The sequence below is a fragment of the Nonomuraea fuscirosea genome, assembly GCF_035917475.1.
Lineage (GTDB): Bacteria > Actinomycetota > Actinomycetes > Streptosporangiales > Streptosporangiaceae > Nonomuraea > Nonomuraea fuscirosea.
Genome location: NZ_CP109074.1, coordinates 11,455,879 through 11,471,876, shown reverse-complemented (window position 1 = coordinate 11,471,876; position 15,998 = coordinate 11,455,879). Strand labels below are relative to the sequence as shown.

Here is a 15,998-nt window from a genome sequence, read left to right as displayed (position 1 = left end):
TTGAGGCCGACTTCCAGCCGGTCGCTTAGCTCTTTGTAGGTGTACGCACGCAACCCGCCGTTTGGATCGATTCCCCAGCAAGAATTGCGAATCGGATGGTTGGCGGGGCAATCAGCTCGGGTGAGGTTATCGTCAGTTGGGGCCCTTGACAGTTGCACGAGGAGATCGGCATGCCTGGTCCTGATCGCGAGCTCATGCAGGCAGCGGTGCAACGCATCCAGAAGCTGTCCGACGACAACTGGTGGGCTCTGCATGCCTCCTGCCAGCTCATGGAAGCCGAAGCATGGGTGGGGCCGACGGGCGACCGCTTCGGGCAGTCAGTGCACAACTGTCAGCGTGAGCTGCGTGCGCTGCTCGCTCAGGCCGTCGCGATGGCCAGGGATGAACTGGTGAAGACGAGATGAGCTTCAGTGGGGTCAAGCTGCCGGAGTTCGATACCCTCGTCGCCCGGCACACGGCGGTCGCCAGGCAAATGGAAGAGCTCGCTTCCCAGTTGTACGGGGAGCTTACGAGCGCGGGACTAGACACCACTCCCGCGGAGCGCATCAGAAAACTTGCCGCCCAGGTCGGCCAGGAAGCTGAAGACCTCCGCAAACGGCAACGCATTGTCCGCGAGATAGAACGCCACAAAATCACCCTTGGAGCGTCCATAGCGACAGGATCCCTCATCGCGGTGCCGGACTCGCTCCGCCAGGCCCAGGGCCAGCTTGACGGCGCGCTGGCCGCCAAGGCGGCGATCGCCGCCGGCCGTGGTGACGCAAAGGCCATGGCGGAATTGCAGAGGTACGCGGGCAGGGTCAATGACCCGGACTTCGTCAAGGCCTTTCTCGCCGGGCTGGGAGCCAAGGGCATCACCGAGCTCCCGGCTGCACTGGGCCTGCAAGTTCGCGCCAATGTCACTTCGACACGTGACCCCCAGCAGGTGAAGCAGGTCCAGCAGGTCATGAAACTGCTGTCCACCGCACTGGCGAAGGGCACCGATCCCCAGAACGAGGCCTTCATGGGAGAGGCCTACCTGGATCAGTTGGTCAAGGAAGGGCGGGCGGAGCACAAGGCGCTCGAAGTGACCTACGTCGGCTACCAGGCTCAGGCGCTGATCTGGAGAGCCGGCGACGGCAAGCCGCCTTTCTCCGAACGGTTCATGGAAGTGGTCGGCAGAGATGCGGTCGTGCACCAGAAGGAGTTGTCCGATTCGCGAACTCCCTACGCCAACAGCATGGACCTGGCCACCGTCCTCGGAATCAGTGACAGCATGCAGCCCGGCGGACCACGTATGGGGCAGCCAGGAGAGCCGATCAAGGCGAGCGTCATCGATGACCTTTCGCAGGCGGCGCAGTACTCGCTGCCGGCGGCGCAGGCGCTGCTCTTCCACACCCCCAAGGGCTGGAAGAAGTCCATCATGGAGTACCTGCTCACCGACCGACTGGACGGCTTCAACAAGACCGGGAACCACGCCCCCTTCGCCGCTCTGTTGCAGAAGGCGTTGAGCGGCAAGGACAAGGAATCACTCAAGTACACGAATGATGCGCTCGTCATCCTCAAGAAGGAACTGGACGGCGTCTTCGCAGCAGGCGAGGACGGCAGGCTCGAAGTCAAGGATCCGGCGAAGCTGGAACGGCTGTCCTTCCTCAGCGGTCCTATGGGTGTCGTCATGGCTGCTCACATCGATCAGATCTTCGGCGTCTTCGATGATCGCCATCCCGAGATCAAGGACATCAGCAGAGCCGACATGGACCGACTGCTGCTCTTCGCAGCACGCCACGAAGGCGCGTCGAAGGCGCTGATCGGAGCGGAAGCCCAGAGGATGATGGCGAAGATCCAGGAGTCCTACAGGCGGGACGGCGGCAGGAGTATCGAGAATCTGCTGCCTCCTGAAGCACGTTTCATGGGACACCTGCTCGAAACCCGACGACTGGTTCTGCTGGCGCAGGCGAAGAGCGATGAGCAGGCCAGGGCGGAGGTGAAGAGCATGGTAAGCGGAGTGCTGGGCGAATTGACCGGACCGGTCGGCAAGCTCGCCACGCGGTTCGGGTTCCTCGGCGACAAAGCACACGAGAAGCTGACACCGGCGGCATTCGAGAAACTGTCGGCACTGATGGCTGAACAATTGATAAGAGGAGGCCTCAGCATGGACGAGGCCCTCAACCGGGCGAGCACCGAGCGCGGGATGACCATGTGGATGATCGAACAGATGATCGCCGGCGCTGCCCTGGCACATGGCAAGTTGAGCGATCAGGCACGCGCGGAGATGAAGGGCGCGCCCTTCGCTACAGACGATGATCCGCCTGCCTTCAAACCATTGGACGAGATCATCGCTGATCCAGCGGCGTATGACGCCTTCATCGAGTGGGCGCGACTTCATTTCGAGATCGAGTCGAGAACCCAAAAGGTCCGACTGGACATGGACAACAGCGCAGCCTTCGACGTCCACGACCATCTTGGCATCATTCGGGGTTACTGACATGCCGAAACGCGCTCTGCTAATCATCGGGATGACCCTTACGGTGGCGCTCAGCGCAGGGTGTACGCCGGAGCCTGCCGCGACCCCTCCTGAGAAGAGCCCCGAGGCGACTCCTGTCATCGACGCCGCCCCTTACTGGTGCGAAGTCATACCGCAGCAGGGGGTTCGCGCCATCAGCGGTCTCACCATGCCTCTGGAGGAGAGCAAGTGGGGTGCTCTGGCCTCACATGGTGGGTGTTCGTTGAGAAACGAGTACAGCAGGTTCTCGCTCAACTGGTCCATCAACGGCGGAGAAGAAGCGCTCGACCTCGCGCGTAAGAATTTCGGATCAACGCGGCTGTCGGAGCTTCCCGCGGATCTCGGAAAGGGCTTGATCGCGTACACGGGTGGGATTCCCAGGAGCAAGCCATACGTCGCCTTCATACTGTTCCGGTGCGGCAAGAATCAGCCTTGGATGGGCACGTCACTTTCGCAGGTCGCGAAGGAGCGGAACGTAGTCAAGGACCTTACTGACTTGCTTCACATAGCTCGGGACCGGTACGGAATGGCACACAACTGCACGCCTGAGGCCGCGTAATACCTGATCGGCAAAAGAGACATATGCTGCGATGGCTCCGACATAGGCGTTTCCGCCCCAACCTTCGATGTGCGACATATTCCCCTCAGGGATGAGACCGACCAGATTGATCGATCTTTATAGTGTGCGTTCCTGGAATGCAGTCGAGGGATTGGGCCAACCTGATGGAAACGTTCCGCACCGCGGTGTAAAAAAGTTTGGAACGGCTCGCGTAATCAGACCTGGGCCATGCAACCCCGTTGCATCACTCGTCTACCTGAGGCGGGACACCACATTGCTACTCACATCCGTACAGAGCTGACCGTGCCCATCTCCCAAGAGGGCACCCCCCGTTCGGCCGTCACGCACGACCGCTCGCTCGACCGGTTCGTCAACCGCTTCAAGCTGACCCGCCACATCGTCACCCTCATCAACGACGACCCTCCCCCAGACCGAATCCTCTATCTCCACGGCCCCGACGGCACCGGCAAGTCCCTGCTCCTCCGCCACCTGGAAACCCGGGCTTGCCTCCGGGCGGACCACTGGCCGGACATCAGCGGCACCCCCGATGCCGAGCTGCTCGACCGTCTCGCCGAGCACGGCCGCAGCGTGCCCGTGGCCAGGATCGACTTCGGTGCCCGGCCAGCGGGTGATGACCGGCCGCTGGAGGCGTTCTCGGCGCTGTTCATGATCAAACGCCAGCTTGCCCACCACCGCATCGCCACCCCACGCTTCGACTTCGCCGCCATCACGTACCTGCACAAACTGGGCTTCGACCTCGCCCACCGGATCCGCGAGCTGTTCCCGAGCAGCGAGGTCGGCATCGCGCTCGACATCGCCGACGCCTTACTGATCCTGCCGATCCTGCGCGGCGGCCAGGATCTGCTCACCTCTCGCATGGACGAGACCTTCACCCGCCGACGAGTGCGACGCCGTCTCTCCCAGGAAGACGCCGACCACATCCTGGCCCTCGTCCCCGAGCCTGACCTTCTGTATGAGCTGCCACGGCTGTTCGCCAAGGACCTCAACGACGCCGCCGCCGAGCACGACCGGATCGCGCTGCTCTTCGACACCCACGATGCGTTCTTCGGCGACACGGACGACCTGTTCCACGCCGACAAGCCGATACGCGACGAGTGGCTGCGCTGCCTGCTCGGCCAGCTCGACCTGGGAGCCGGCATCGTCGCCGTCGTGGCGGGCCGCACCCGCCCGCCGTGGCCGTCCGCTCCGGTCTTCCCCATCCCCGAGCGGTACGTCGATCACCGCCTGGTCGGTCACCTGACCACCGCCGACGCGACCCAGTACCTCACCTTGGCCGGCGTTACCGATCTAGCCATGCGGACGGCACTCGTCACTTACGCCTCCACCGCCCCGAACGAGGTGCATCCTTACGTCCTCGGCCTATGCGCGGACGTGGCGCTGGCCGCCGGCCCCCGGCTCAGCGCTGGAGACTTCGGAACGCTGATCAAGAGCAGGGAACACGACCTCGCCCGCAGGCTGCCGACCGAAGCCGAGTACGGCATCCTGGCCGTCAGCGCCTGCCGCTCCTTCACCGCCGACACCTTCTACCACCTCGGCGAAGCGCTCGGCTTCCCCTGCGACCGCAGCGCCTTCGACAAGCTGACGGCCTTCTCCTTCATCTCACCGTTACGAGGCGGTACGGTCGGCGGGTCGGGCGCGTACACCATGCACTCCCTCCTGCGCCGATCACTGGGACACGTCCGTCCGGACGAGGTACGGCAGGCCCACGACGTCCTGGCCAGGCACTTCGCCGCAGGCCAGGAGTTCACCGCCGAGCTGGAGGCCGCGTACCACCTGAGCCACCTCGACCCCGACCAGGGCGTGGCCGCCTGGATCGCGCTCATGGACCGCAGCCTCGCCACCGGCCGCTTCGACCGCTGCCGCACCCTGACCAACCTCCTCCACGACCTGCCCATCGACAGCGACGAGGGCAAGGGCCGCTGCCTGTACCGGGTGGCCAGAGCCCATCTCGGTCTCGGCAACCGGGCCCACGCCGAAGCCCTCATCGAGGGTCTCCCCTTCAGCTCCCCGTACGCCGTACTCGTACGTGCCGAGGTCGCCTTCTGCAGTGGCGACTTCGACCACGCCGAGCACCTGGCCCACTCTGCTCTGGCGCTCACGGACGAGGACGCCCGAGGGGACTCGCTGTTGCGCCTGGCCGAGATCGAGCTGTACCGGGGCCGTTTCGCCGCAGGCCGTGAGCACGCCACCGAGGGCCTGAACTCCACCACCGACCAGGCGCCCTGGCTCAAGCTCCTCGGCGAGATCGAGTATTTCTCCGGCAACACGGAACGCGCGGACACGCTGATCAGTCAGGCGCTCAGCGACGTCGCCGCCCGTCCCGTCCACCAGCGCGATCAAGCCCTGCACGCCGGCCTGCTCCAGGACGCGGCACTGATCGCCGAGGCCACCGGAGCCTGGGAAACCGCGCTGACCAGCCAGACAGAAGCCCTCGCCATCCGCAGAGCCGCAAAAGACGCCCGCGGGATCGCCCAGTCCCTTCACGGTCTCGGCAAGGCCCGATGCGGTCTGGGTCTGGAGCAGGAAGCCGTCCAAACCCAGGAAGCCGTCCAAACCCTGGCCGAGGCCGGCCGCATGGCCCGAGACCTCGGCGACGGCCTGCTCGCGGCGAGAATCACCCACAGTGAAGCCGACGTCCACCGGGCCGACGGCGACCATACGAAGGCCCGGCAGCTGACCGTCCAGGCGCTGCGGGAGTTCGAGCACCACGGCACCCCGTACGACGTCGCCTCCGCCTGCCTCTCCCTGGCCCGCCTCACGCACGGTCGCGAGCGCGTCCGGTACGCCGACCGCGGCCGACGCGCCAGCGCCTCGGGAGGCTTCGGCGTCCTCACCCTGCTGTTCCCTGACCAGACGGTCCCGCCGGCACGCCGCATCCTCAACGGGCTCACCGGCTTCTGCTGCGGGGACGCTTTCGGTGTCCCCTGGGAGGGCAAGCCTCCCCAGGACATCCGCCTGACCGAAACGCTCACCCCCCGAGGCGACTGGCCACTCGGCAGTACGTCGGACGACACCGAACAACTCCTCCTGCTCGCCCGCAACCTGATCGACACCGGCGGCTCAGAACTGGCCTTCCTCCAGGCCCTGACCGCAGCCCTCCCGACCATGCGCGGAGCCGGCCCCACCACGCGCGGAGCCGTGCAGCGGTTCGTGACCACCGGATCCGCGGTCGCCGACGGCGGATCCACCAACGGCGCCATGATGCGGGTGCTCCCCATCGGCTGGGCTTTGCCGGCCATCGAAGCCGAACGCCGCCGCGAACTGGCCGTACGCATGACCAAGACCACCCACGCCGACCCACGCGCCGTCGCCGCCGCCTGCGCTGTGGCGGCCATGGGATCGTGGGCGCTCGAAGGTTGTCCCGGCGAGGAGCTGATCACCGTTGCCCGGGAAGAACTGGATCACTTCGGTGTCTCCTTCCCCACGCCATGGCAGCCCCCGCCCGGCGGAGTCTCCCTGGACGTCGCGGATACCCTGGGCGCGATCCTCCATCTACTACGCCTTCACGACGAACCGATCGAAGCCATGCGGTACGCGGTCGGCCTCGGCGGAGACACCGACACCGTGGCCGCGATCATCGGAGGCGTCCTGAGCTGCCGGCAGGACACGGCGGACATCCCCTGGGCACCTCAAGTCGCGTTCCCACCAGGTCTGGACACACTCGCCGAAGGGCTCCGCGCCATGCGACAGGCAGCGTACGGCTGACTTCTGGATCAGCGACCCACGGGCGGTGCGGCGCTCTGCCTGGGCGGCGCGCTGCTGCTGTGGGTCGCTGTCACCGCACGCCGCGCGGCCCGGGTCGGCTGGTTGGCCACCACGGCGCTGACGCTTGCCGGGCTGTTCCTCAGCATGCTGGTGGTGTGCGAGGACGTGTGCTGCATGTACGGCTACCATCGCGGACTGGGCTATCCCTGGGCATGGCTGGACAGTTACACCACCACCGACAATGTGGCCGCGATCGATGCGATCAGGTCCGATCCGGCAGCGCTGGAGAAGAGCGTCGACTGGTCGAAGGTGGTGCTCGACGGACTGTTCTGGTGGCACGTCGCGCTGCTCGTCGTCGTACCGGCCATGCAGGCGCGGCGCCGATCTCACCTGAGCGCGCGTGACCGCTCGGCTCGGTCGAGAGCGGCACGCGCCTTCACCGCGCCCTCGTCGGTCAGCACGTAGTAGTGGCGAGCCCGGCGTCCCTCAGCCAGGTGCTCGGCCGGAGCTTCCTCGTGACGCTCAAGCCATCCGAATTCGCGCTCCAACCTGGTCAGGATCGGGTACACCGTACCGGGATGCTGGCGAGTCTCCTCGCAGAGTTCCAGGCCGTAACGACGCTGGGCTGGATCGGACAGCAGTACTTGCAGCACCAGCATCGTCTGCAAGGTCATCCGGGGACCATCTGCCATATATCGAACTCTAGATATCCAGCACGCAGCGTGACATTAGCCTGTCGGCCATAACAGCCTGACCCAGCTCTCCGGGCGCCGCCCGCAGGTCACCGGCTGGACATCTGATCAACCAGCTCACCGGCAAGGCGATGGGCACCCTGCGGCCCGTTCCCGGTCACCAGGTCGATCGGCGATACCTGGCGTACCACCGCAGCCTGTACTGAACCCACAGAGCGGCCCGCGTACCGGGGCGCAAACTGGCATGGCAGTCAGCCGGGGCGCGGGCCTTGATGCTCGTCAGGTCTGCACCCGCCACTTCCGGGCGCTGGGGCGGTCAAGCCACAGGTGGGTGCCGGCCGGATCGAGCATCAGCCCGAACCGGTCGTAACCGGGACTGCCGAGCGAGACCCATTGCCGATAGGCGGACGACAACTCATCCCAAAGCCGCCGCTCACCATACTGCGCCACCTCCCCCTCAGCCGCTTCAGGCCTCCGGTCGCAGGCCGCCCAAGCGCCTTCGCCGGTGTGGTCGTCCAGCTCGTACAGGAGCAGGGAGTCCTCACCGTCCTCGCTGACGTCGTGCCAGCCGACACGAGGAACCAGGGCATGGCACAGCAGTTGCGCCCCCAGGTCCATGTTCCAGAAGGTACGAGGGTGGATTTTCGTCGTGGAACGGTGTGCCGCCTCGTGGTGGTGGCTGGTCCATCTGGTGTTGTAGCGCTGGTCGCGGAGCATCATGTAGCTGGCCGTCCCGTGGAAGCAGCCGACCGCCGTGGTCTCGTTCAGCACCTTCAGGCGTAGTCGGTGACCGACCAGGCCGCCGGCGTGCCAGGGCAGCACGATGACGCCGCCCGGCCTGGTCTGCTCGATCCAGGCCATCGGGATGTCGGAGACTCCCACGGTCACGTGCACCCGATCGAACGGGGCCGGCTCGGGCCGGCCTTCGGTTCCGTCACCGACCACCAGCTGCGGGGCGAATCCGGCCTCGCCGAGATTGGCCGCGGCCCGAGCCGCCACCTCAGGATCCACCTCGATGGAGACGACACCGTTCGCTCCGGCAGCCCACGACAGCAGACCTGCCGTCCAGCCGGAGCCCGTACCGATCTCCAGGATGCGATCCCCCTTCTGCGGAGCCAGCAGTTCCAGGAAGGGGAACACGATGCCGGGAGCCGAGACCGACGACGAGAAGAGGCCCTTGCCGCTGAGCGGGTCGCCGGCCCCGTCGTCGGTCTGCAGGATGATGGAGGTGTCGGCGTACACGGCCGTCCACCAGCCCACCGGGTCCTCGTCGACGGCGAACCTGCCCCGCGGCGCGCCGGCATGGTTCGAGTTGAACCACGCCGCGGCGGGAGCGAACAGGTGCCTGGGCACCGCACGAAGCGCCTCCTCCCAGCTCTCGTCTGTCAGCGAGCCTCGGGTGCGCAGGTGGGCGGCCAGTTTCGCGATCAGGTCGTCGAACGTGAGGCCGTCCGGGGGCGTCACCGGGCCCATGCCGGGCCCCGCTGCAGGATGTCCGCCAGCGCCTCCGGCACGGGCAGGCCCGCCCGCTGGTTGAGCCAGCCCCACTCCCCGCTCTGGTTGGTCTCCAGGAAGTGGTAGCGGCCCTGCGGGTCGCAGATCAGGTCGGCGGCGCCGTACACCAGGTTCAGCTGGTCGTGCAGCTCCACCAGCCGATCACTGATCTCGGTGGGAAGGTCGATGCGCTCGTACGTGAGGGAGTCGTAGTCGCTGCGCCAGTCGATCGTGCCCTGCTCGCTGGCGCTGTCGATGCGCACCGCGAGCACCTGGGCGCCGATCACGAGCGCCCGCACCTCGTAGGCCTTGTCGACCCACTCCTGGAACAGTTGCGCGGTACGAGCCACGGCCGGATCGAGCAGCGCATCAGAGTCATCCAGGGGCTTGGTGTAGATGACCCGCACCTGGCCCTCGTCCGCATGCCAGATGCCACCGACCGCCTTGTAGACGAACGGCCCGCCGAGCTCCTTCGCCCACGCGTGCGCTTCCTGGGGATCGTTGGTGATGATCGTCTTCGGTACGTTCAGCCCGATGCGAGCGGCCGTGACCAGCTGGATCGGCTTGCACTCGGCCCGCATCGCGGCCATCGGATCGTTGACCCACAGGCAGCCGCTCTGCCGCAACGCGGCCAGCACGCCGCCGAACCCGTTACGCGCTTCCGCGTAGGCGAAGGCACGTTCCGGGGACGACATCCGCTCGTCCATCCGGAACTGGGTCGGACGCCTGCTGTAGACCGCGCCCACGCCGGCCAGGTCGAGCTCGCCGCGTACCGTACCGACGACGCCTGACCAACCGCGGCTGCCCGTCTCGATGTGAGCCGCCATCGAGACGTGTGCCGGGAAGTCGGCGGTGTCCAGAGTGACGACGGGAACCCCGCGGCCGGTCAGCTCGGCCGCGACGCGTTCGGCCGCGGTGTCGGCGTCGTCGGTGATGATCAGGACGGTGTGCGTCACGTCAGTCCTTGACCTTCTCCTCGTTGGGGCCGTTCCCGTCACTGGTCGTCTCGCCTGGTGCTCGTAAGCATCGAACTGATCCTCCTTGCGCGGGTATGCAGGTATTTCCGGACAGTGCTTCTCTCCTGGCGCCAGGGGGCCGGGGCGTCAGGAGTACGGGAAGTTTTCGGTGACCGCCTGGAGCGGTGACGACGGCTTATCTCACTTGTCCGCTGATGAGCTGGCACCACAGCGTTTCGGCCTCGCCGACCTTCACTCGCGGGCTCTCCTCGATGACCCACGGCTCGACGGACCGGTCGTACCGCCGGATGAACCCCATCCCTCCGGCCCGGCAGTCCTCAAAGACCAGCGGAAAGCACTCGCAGGTGCATCTCCGGACATGGACTGGATCCGGACGACGCTCGACCGGCCTCCACTGGATCTGCACAGCGTCCGGACCAGGCGGAGCGGGGTGCGTGCTGTGGAAATCGTCATCATCGGTCACAGGAACTCACCGTCCTTCCTGACGAGCGATCCCCACGGCGCCCCGCGAAGATCGCTATCGATGAACAGGCGTTGGTGAGCGAGGAGCCATCTCAGTCGCTTCGTGCGCCTCCATAGGCGGCGACCTGGAGCGCACCACACAAGCCGCAGCCGGAGGAGCCAGGGACTGGCGCTCACCAACGCCACGCCGCTCAACCTAACTCAACCTGTCCCATGCTGTCTATAGACTTCTTAGCCATGCCTGTTCTATGTCGGAAAGTCCACTAACACGTATGGTCGTCCTGTGATCGAGTGGGACCCCAGGCTCTACAAGTGGGAGCAGATAGCGAACGTCGTCGCAGAACGCATCGACGACGGCACCTATCCGCCGCTCACCTTGATCTCGGAGGTGAAGCTTCAGGAGGAGTTCGACGTCGCCCGCGTCACCGTACGCAAGGCGATGGAGGACCTCAGGGGCAGGGGACTGATCACCACCAAGCCCGGCAAGGGCTCCATAGTCGTGCCGAAGTAGGATTCCGGCCGCTACTCAGAGGCGGCTTTGGTAGATCTTTTCCCATTGTTCGCGGTGACTGAGTCAGCGGCAGCGCTTCTCTGGCTTGGGGTTCACTCCCGGCAGAGCTGTCGATCACGCCTGCTTGAGCACTTGGCCTGCGAGGACGTCAGGTACGCTCGCTCCACCCACAGGCTTCCGGTTTAGACCTATCAGTCCTTCATTGTCACTTTTGTCATGGTCTGCATGGTTGAATCCGGCCTCGTCCAGGGAGGTCCCCCGCTTCCATGACGCCAGAGATCCAGAAGTTCATCGACTCGGCCTTTTTCTTGACCTCGTGGCATCAGCCTGCCGAGGCAGAACCTGGCGCCCATACGCCTCTTGCTCAGGCTTCCGGCCAGACCTCCGTGGCTGACTCCAGTCCGTACGTTGCCAAGGATCAGCAGGGCCACCGGCCTCCCGGCGATCAGGACGATGCGGAGTTCGGCGATTCGCAGGACCATGAGGACCATGCGGGCCCGCCGGCGGGCGGACCTCATGATGGGCCGCATACCAACGCGGACGACTCCCAAGATGCTCAAGGCGGCTACCAGAGCCCGCATGGGAGGGGCTCGGGGTCTCAAGAGCTGGGCCAAGGCTCTCCGGAGGAGCCGTACACCTCGCAGCCCCCGGAGCGAGACAGCGACAGCCAGAGCGGTGGGAACCCGAACGGGTCTCATCACGGCGGATCGCATCACCACCAAGGGGGTGCCGACCCGTCGGCCGTGGCGACCCGGCCCGTGCCAGGGTCGACTCATGGCTCGGACGACACTCCGCCGTCCGAAAGCACGCCACCGTCCGAAAGCACGCCACCGTCCGAGACGCCAGAGGCCACTCCCACCTCAACGTCGGACGGGCCTGACGGCACGACTACGCCGCAACCTACTTCGGACTCACCGACTCCCACTGCGACGTCGTCATCCACCCCGACTCCCACGTCGTCGGACTCGTCCTCCCCCACCCCCACGACGTCCGAGTCCCCCTCGGCCACTCCCACCCCCACGGCATCCGAGTCAACCTCGCCCACTCCTACGGCATCCGACTCGTCATCGCCGACAGAGACCGCTACGGCCTCCGAAGCCCCCTCCCCAGGGGACACCGCCACGGCATCGGAGTCACCGGCCGCTTCGACCGGCGACGAAGCCGAGCCGTCTGCCACCTCCACTTCAGCAGCGGCAGAGGGCGCCTCTCCTTCGCCCGCACCGGAGGCCGCAGCCGACGAGAGCACGGCGGCCACGCCGGAGGTCGAAGCCGACGAGGGTGCCGCCGCCTCGCCGCCGGCGTCCAGCACCACCACTTCCAGCGCTGTCCCCGCGCACGTCAACACCGCGGCGTCCAGTCAGCAGTGGGGATTGTCCACCACGACGACGGTCACCTCGGCTGTGCTGCTCCTGGTCGCCCTGCTGGCCGGGCTCGCGGTGCTCGTCGCCAGGTCCCGGCGGACGCGCCTGGCCACCCCGGAATACGTCGAACCCGTGCCTCCGGCTCCGGCTCCCCTCCCCGCCAGGGCTCCCGGGGAGGAGAACCCGTGGACGCGGCAACTTCTCGAAGCCCTCGACAACGTCATCGCCCTCGACAAACAGGACAGCGCCCCATCCGGTGCGGACGATCCTCGTCCTGGAACCGATTCGCCTGCGCACGACTCCGGCGCCGACCCTGAGGCGACCGCCGCCTGGAGCCCGCCGTTCAAGTCGTCCGCCTCGCCCGGGTCGCTGGAAGCCCTCTTCGAGCCTGCGGACGCGTCTCCACCTGATGGCCTCGCCGAGGACGACTCCGAAGGCGAGCAGGTCAACGAACAGCCGGCCGGCGATGACGACGACACCAGGCCCGGGAGCACTGGCGACTCCACTCCGTAGTCCTGCGGCCGAGGTGACCAACCGAGGACGCCGGGGTGAACGCCCTGCTCTGGCGCCCCGCTCGCGTCGAGCTGGGCGCACGACTCAGGTGGCCGGCCTCTGGACGCCTCAATCCGGACGGAGGCTGGGTCAGTGGAGGGAGCCGCCGGTTTCCTTCAGGTCTGAGGTCGTGGTGGCCGCCGCGGACACGATCGCGGTCAGGGCCGCCGCGATCGAGTCGACGGGCATCGACGGCTTGTCGCCGTCCGGGACCTGTTCGGGCAGGTACGGCACGTGGACGAAGCCTCCGCGTACCCCCGGCCGGCCGGACGCGATGAGATGCATCAGGCCGTAGAAGACGTGGTTGCAGACGTACGTGCCCGCCGTGTGCGAGACGGACGCCGGCAGGCCGGCCTCGCGGACGGCGGCCACACAAGCCTTCACCGGGAGGGTGGAGAAGTACGCCGCCGGGCCGTCCGCGACGACGGGCTCGTCCACGGGCTGGGTGCCCTTGTTGTCGGGGATGCGGGCGTCGTCGAGGTTGATGGCGATGCGTTCGACCGAGATGCCCGGCCTTCCGCCCGCCTGGCCGACGCAGATGACGACGTCGGCGCCGAACTCCTCGACGGCCGCGCGCAATCGTGCGATGGCGTCGTGGAAGACCACCGGCAGCATCGCCGTCGTCAGCGATGATCCGTCCGGCGGCGTGGTCGCGACGCGCTGCACCGCCTGCCACGACGGGTTGACGCCGGCGCCGTCGAAGGGCTCGAATCCGGTGAGCAGGACGTGGGTCATGGGTTTCCTCTCGTACGCCTGTGTCATGGTCGGGCGCGGGTTACGAGGATGCCGTCGTCGTCGCTGAACAGTTCGGCTCCGGGGTGGAAGGTGGCGCCGCCGAAAGTGACCGGGACGTCGCGTTCGCCGGCTCCCGTTTTGGCGCTCTTGCGGGGGTTGGAGCCCAGTGCCTTGATGCCCAGGTCCAGTTCACGCAGGGCGGCGACGTCTCGTACCGCGCCGTTGATGATCACACCCGACCAGCCGTTGGTGACGGCGAGGCCGGCGATGACGTCGCCCATGAGGGCGGTGTGCAGGGAGCCGCCGCCGTCGACCACCAGGACGCGTCCCCCGCCGGGCTGCTCCAGAGCCGACCTGAGCAGGACGTTGTCCTCATGGCAGCGGATGGTGGCGACCGTGCCGGCGAAGGCGCGGCGGCCGCCGTACTGGGAGAGCTGGAGGTCACAGGAGTCGAACTGCTCGCCCCGCTCGTCGTAGAGGTCTGCGGTCACAATGGTCACGGCGCGGCCTTTCAGCACGGGTTGGAGCAGTCTGGTGAGTGACCGTATCGGCTCAGCCGTCCAAGGCCGGGACCGGGCAGGCCGTCGTACGCGATGCGGCAGGTGGCGCGGTGCGGTCTGAGCACTCCGGCCACCCACCGCAGGAGCACGTCAGCTATTCCTGCTGCTCCAGGACCGTGACGTCGCGTTCGACCCAGGTTCCCCGATGGGAGGTGTCGCCTTCCCACTCGACGGCGTAGGTGTACTCACCCGGCCCGGTGGGGGTGTCGGTGAAGCTGCAAGAGCCGTCAGGAGCGGGCGTCAGCTCGAACAGCTGGGTCAGGTCGGCGCGGGCGAGCGCGCGGTGCACCTTGAGCGTGGTGGTCGGCGGGAAGACCCGGTCACCGGCCTTCAGCACGCCGCTGAACTGGAGTTGTTCGCCGACGGACCCTTCTGACGGGCCGGACAGGGTCAGTGACGAAGAGGGCAGAGTGATGGATATGGTCCTGTGGGCCTTGCTCCACCGGTGATCTGTGCTGCCGTTCCAGAGCACGTCATACGTGACCTTGGTGGGCGGTTGTGTGTCTGTGATGGTGAACGTTCCATCTGCCGCGGTTGTCACATCCGGAAGTGGTGTCACAGGACTGCCGCTTATAGGCGACCTACGGGTCAGGGTGAGCGTCTGTACGCCAGGGGCCGAACCATCGCTCAGCGTGAGGCGTCCTGTCAGGGTGAACTCCTCGTACGCGGTCGCCCTGGACGGCCCCGTCAAGGTCAGCTGGGACGGTGGGAGGGTCACTCCGTGCAGCCGCCACAGCCGGAGCCGCTTGTCATTGTTTCCCCGCAGCACGCCGAAGACGTCGGCCCCGGAGAAGGCGAGACTCCCGAGGGAATTGGCAGCCGGTGGGGTGGTCTGGTGCAGCGTCGTCGCCGTGGGAGTGCCGTACAGGGTGAATGCGCTCTTCCAGCCGCCTGCGATGTGGGCGCCGTCCGGGCTGATCGCGACGGCCGCCGGGGAGTCTGCCGCTTCCGTGGCGTAGTCGCGGACCTTGGCCAGGCTGGTGGCGTCCCAGGCGGCGAGCTGGTGGGTGTCGGCATCCACGGAGATGACGGTCGAGCCGTCGGGCGTCAGCGCGAGGTCGTTCGGGAGACCCTGGTCGTTCGGGTGGCTCTCGATTGTGCCGCGCAGGGTGGCGGAGGTGCCGCTGACGTCGTATATCAGCAGGTCGGACGACTCGGCGGAGGTGTTGGCCACCGCCAGTGTGTCCCCTGCGGCGGCGACCCGGGGTGCGTCGAACGTGTCGGCGTCGATGGGGACGGGCACCGGCACCGGCACCGGCGCTGACAGGTCGAGACCGATGACGCCGCCTCCGGTCTCGCGGTAGCAGCCGTGGCCGACCCACAAGCGGCTGCCGGACAGCGACAGGTTCACCGGGCACGGGTAGGCGGTCAGGTCGATGCGCCGGATGATGGTGAGGTCGGCGGTGTCGACTTCGGCCACCTGGTGCGAACCGCCCAGCGCGGCGTACAGGCGGGTGCCGTCGGGGCTTAGGGCCAGGCCGGCCGCGGCGGACAGGCCGGTGATGCTGCCGGTGAGCACGCCCCGGGTGTCCGTGACGATGATCCGGGTGTTCGCGGAGACGAAGACCTTGCCGCCGCCTGCGGCTACGACACCGCTTCGAGATGCGACGGACGGCATGAGCACGCCGAGGTCGGTCGTGGAGTCGGCGGCTGAGGCGACCGGCGCGAGTGAGGTGAGCAGGCCGGCCGCCACGGCTAAGGCTCCGCTGAAGGCGAGCAGGCGGCGCGTCACTGATGAGCCGGCACCGCGTTTCGGTAAGCGCACGTGTCCTCCTGGAGGTACGTATGGGAACATGAGTTCGATGCAATGCGATCATGAAGGCGGGGGCTCCAAGAGTCAAGCCCCGGCAATGGCGTCGGCTCAATGGCGAGTGGGGGCAGGCCGGGGGC

General features: G+C 66.9%; 14 protein-coding genes. 7 read left to right on the top strand and 7 right to left on the bottom strand.

The window, feature by feature from the left end; all coding sequences use genetic code 11:
• Nucleotides 1-152 precede the first annotated feature (152 nt).
• The 5 genes from OIE67_RS52955 to OIE67_RS52935 all read left to right on the top strand — a co-directional run bounded on the left by OIE67_RS52955 (nt 153) and on the right by OIE67_RS52935 (nt 7,229).
• The gene (locus OIE67_RS52955) at nt 153-404 is read left to right on the top strand and encodes a hypothetical protein (protein ID WP_326634771.1); all 252 of its coding nucleotides are present in this window, start codon (nt 153-155) and stop codon (nt 402-404) included.
• Nucleotides 401-2,461 carry a hypothetical protein gene (locus OIE67_RS52950; RefSeq protein WP_326634770.1) on the top strand — a complete coding sequence of 687 codons (2,061 nt, stop codon included), beginning with the start codon at nt 401-403 and terminating at the stop codon, nt 2,459-2,461. The genes OIE67_RS52955 and OIE67_RS52950 overlap by 4 nt, the downstream gene beginning before the upstream one ends.
• 1 nt (nt 2,462) lies before the next feature.
• Entirely contained in the window at nt 2,463-3,038 is a 576-nt protein-coding gene (locus tag OIE67_RS52945; protein WP_326634769.1) for a hypothetical protein, read from the top strand.
• A gap of 303 nt (nt 3,039-3,341) precedes the next feature.
• A complete protein-coding gene (locus tag OIE67_RS52940) occupies nt 3,342-6,764 on the top strand; it encodes an ADP-ribosylglycohydrolase family protein (protein WP_326634768.1) in 3,423 nt (1,140 codons plus the stop codon).
• Nucleotides 6,765-6,866: 102 nt separating this feature from the next.
• Nucleotides 6,867-7,229, top strand: coding sequence for a hypothetical protein (locus tag OIE67_RS52935; RefSeq protein WP_326634767.1), 363 nt, complete (start codon nt 6,867-6,869; stop codon nt 7,227-7,229).
• Here the strand turns inward: OIE67_RS52935 and OIE67_RS52930 are convergent.
• The 3 genes from OIE67_RS52930 to tgmB all read right to left on the bottom strand — a co-directional run bounded on the left by OIE67_RS52930 (nt 7,151) and on the right by tgmB (nt 9,906).
• Complete coding sequence (locus OIE67_RS52930; protein WP_326645766.1) at nt 7,151-7,423, bottom strand: PadR family transcriptional regulator; 273 nt, start codon at nt 7,421-7,423, stop codon at nt 7,151-7,153. The genes OIE67_RS52935 and OIE67_RS52930 overlap by 79 nt on opposite strands.
• 312 nt (nt 7,424-7,735) lie before the next feature.
• Nucleotides 7,736-8,920, bottom strand: a complete 1,185-nt coding sequence (locus OIE67_RS52925) for a protein-L-isoaspartate O-methyltransferase family protein (RefSeq protein WP_326634766.1) — start codon at nt 8,918-8,920, stop codon at nt 7,736-7,738.
• Complete coding sequence (gene tgmB, locus OIE67_RS52920) at nt 8,917-9,906, bottom strand: ATP-grasp ribosomal peptide maturase (RefSeq protein ID WP_326634765.1); 990 nt, start codon at nt 9,904-9,906, stop codon at nt 8,917-8,919. Before tgmB ends, OIE67_RS52925 begins: the two co-directional genes overlap by 4 nt.
• A 766-nt stretch (nt 9,907-10,672) precedes the next feature.
• Between tgmB and OIE67_RS52915 the strand changes: the two genes are divergently transcribed.
• Nucleotides 10,673-10,900, top strand: coding sequence for a winged helix-turn-helix domain-containing protein (locus tag OIE67_RS52915; RefSeq protein ID WP_326634764.1), 228 nt, complete (start codon nt 10,673-10,675; stop codon nt 10,898-10,900).
• Nucleotides 10,901-11,672: 772 nt separating this feature from the next.
• Here the strand turns inward: OIE67_RS52915 and OIE67_RS52910 are convergent.
• Complete coding sequence (locus OIE67_RS52910; protein WP_326634763.1) at nt 11,673-12,215, bottom strand: hypothetical protein; 543 nt, start codon at nt 12,213-12,215, stop codon at nt 11,673-11,675.
• Nucleotides 12,216-12,270: 55 nt separating this feature from the next.
• On the opposite strand from OIE67_RS52910, the gene OIE67_RS52905 reads away from it, so the two are divergent.
• Nucleotides 12,271-12,774 (top strand): hypothetical protein, encoded by a 504-nt coding sequence (locus OIE67_RS52905; protein ID WP_326634762.1) that lies wholly within the window; start codon nt 12,271-12,273, stop codon nt 12,772-12,774.
• 129 nt (nt 12,775-12,903) lie between these two features.
• Here OIE67_RS52905 and pcp read toward each other — a convergent pair whose 3' ends face one another.
• The 3 genes from pcp to OIE67_RS52890 form a co-directional block, all read right to left on the bottom strand.
• Nucleotides 12,904-13,548, bottom strand: coding sequence for a pyroglutamyl-peptidase I (gene pcp / locus OIE67_RS52900; protein ID WP_326634761.1), 645 nt, complete (start codon nt 13,546-13,548; stop codon nt 12,904-12,906).
• A 23-nt stretch (nt 13,549-13,571) separates the two neighbouring features.
• Nucleotides 13,572-14,048, bottom strand: a complete 477-nt coding sequence (gene rraA / locus OIE67_RS52895; protein ID WP_326634760.1) for a ribonuclease E activity regulator RraA — start codon at nt 14,046-14,048, stop codon at nt 13,572-13,574.
• A gap of 154 nt (nt 14,049-14,202) precedes the next feature.
• A complete protein-coding gene (locus OIE67_RS52890) occupies nt 14,203-15,801 on the bottom strand; it encodes a hypothetical protein (protein WP_326634759.1) in 1,599 nt (532 codons plus the stop codon).
• Between the last annotated feature and the right edge of the window lie 197 nt (nt 15,802-15,998).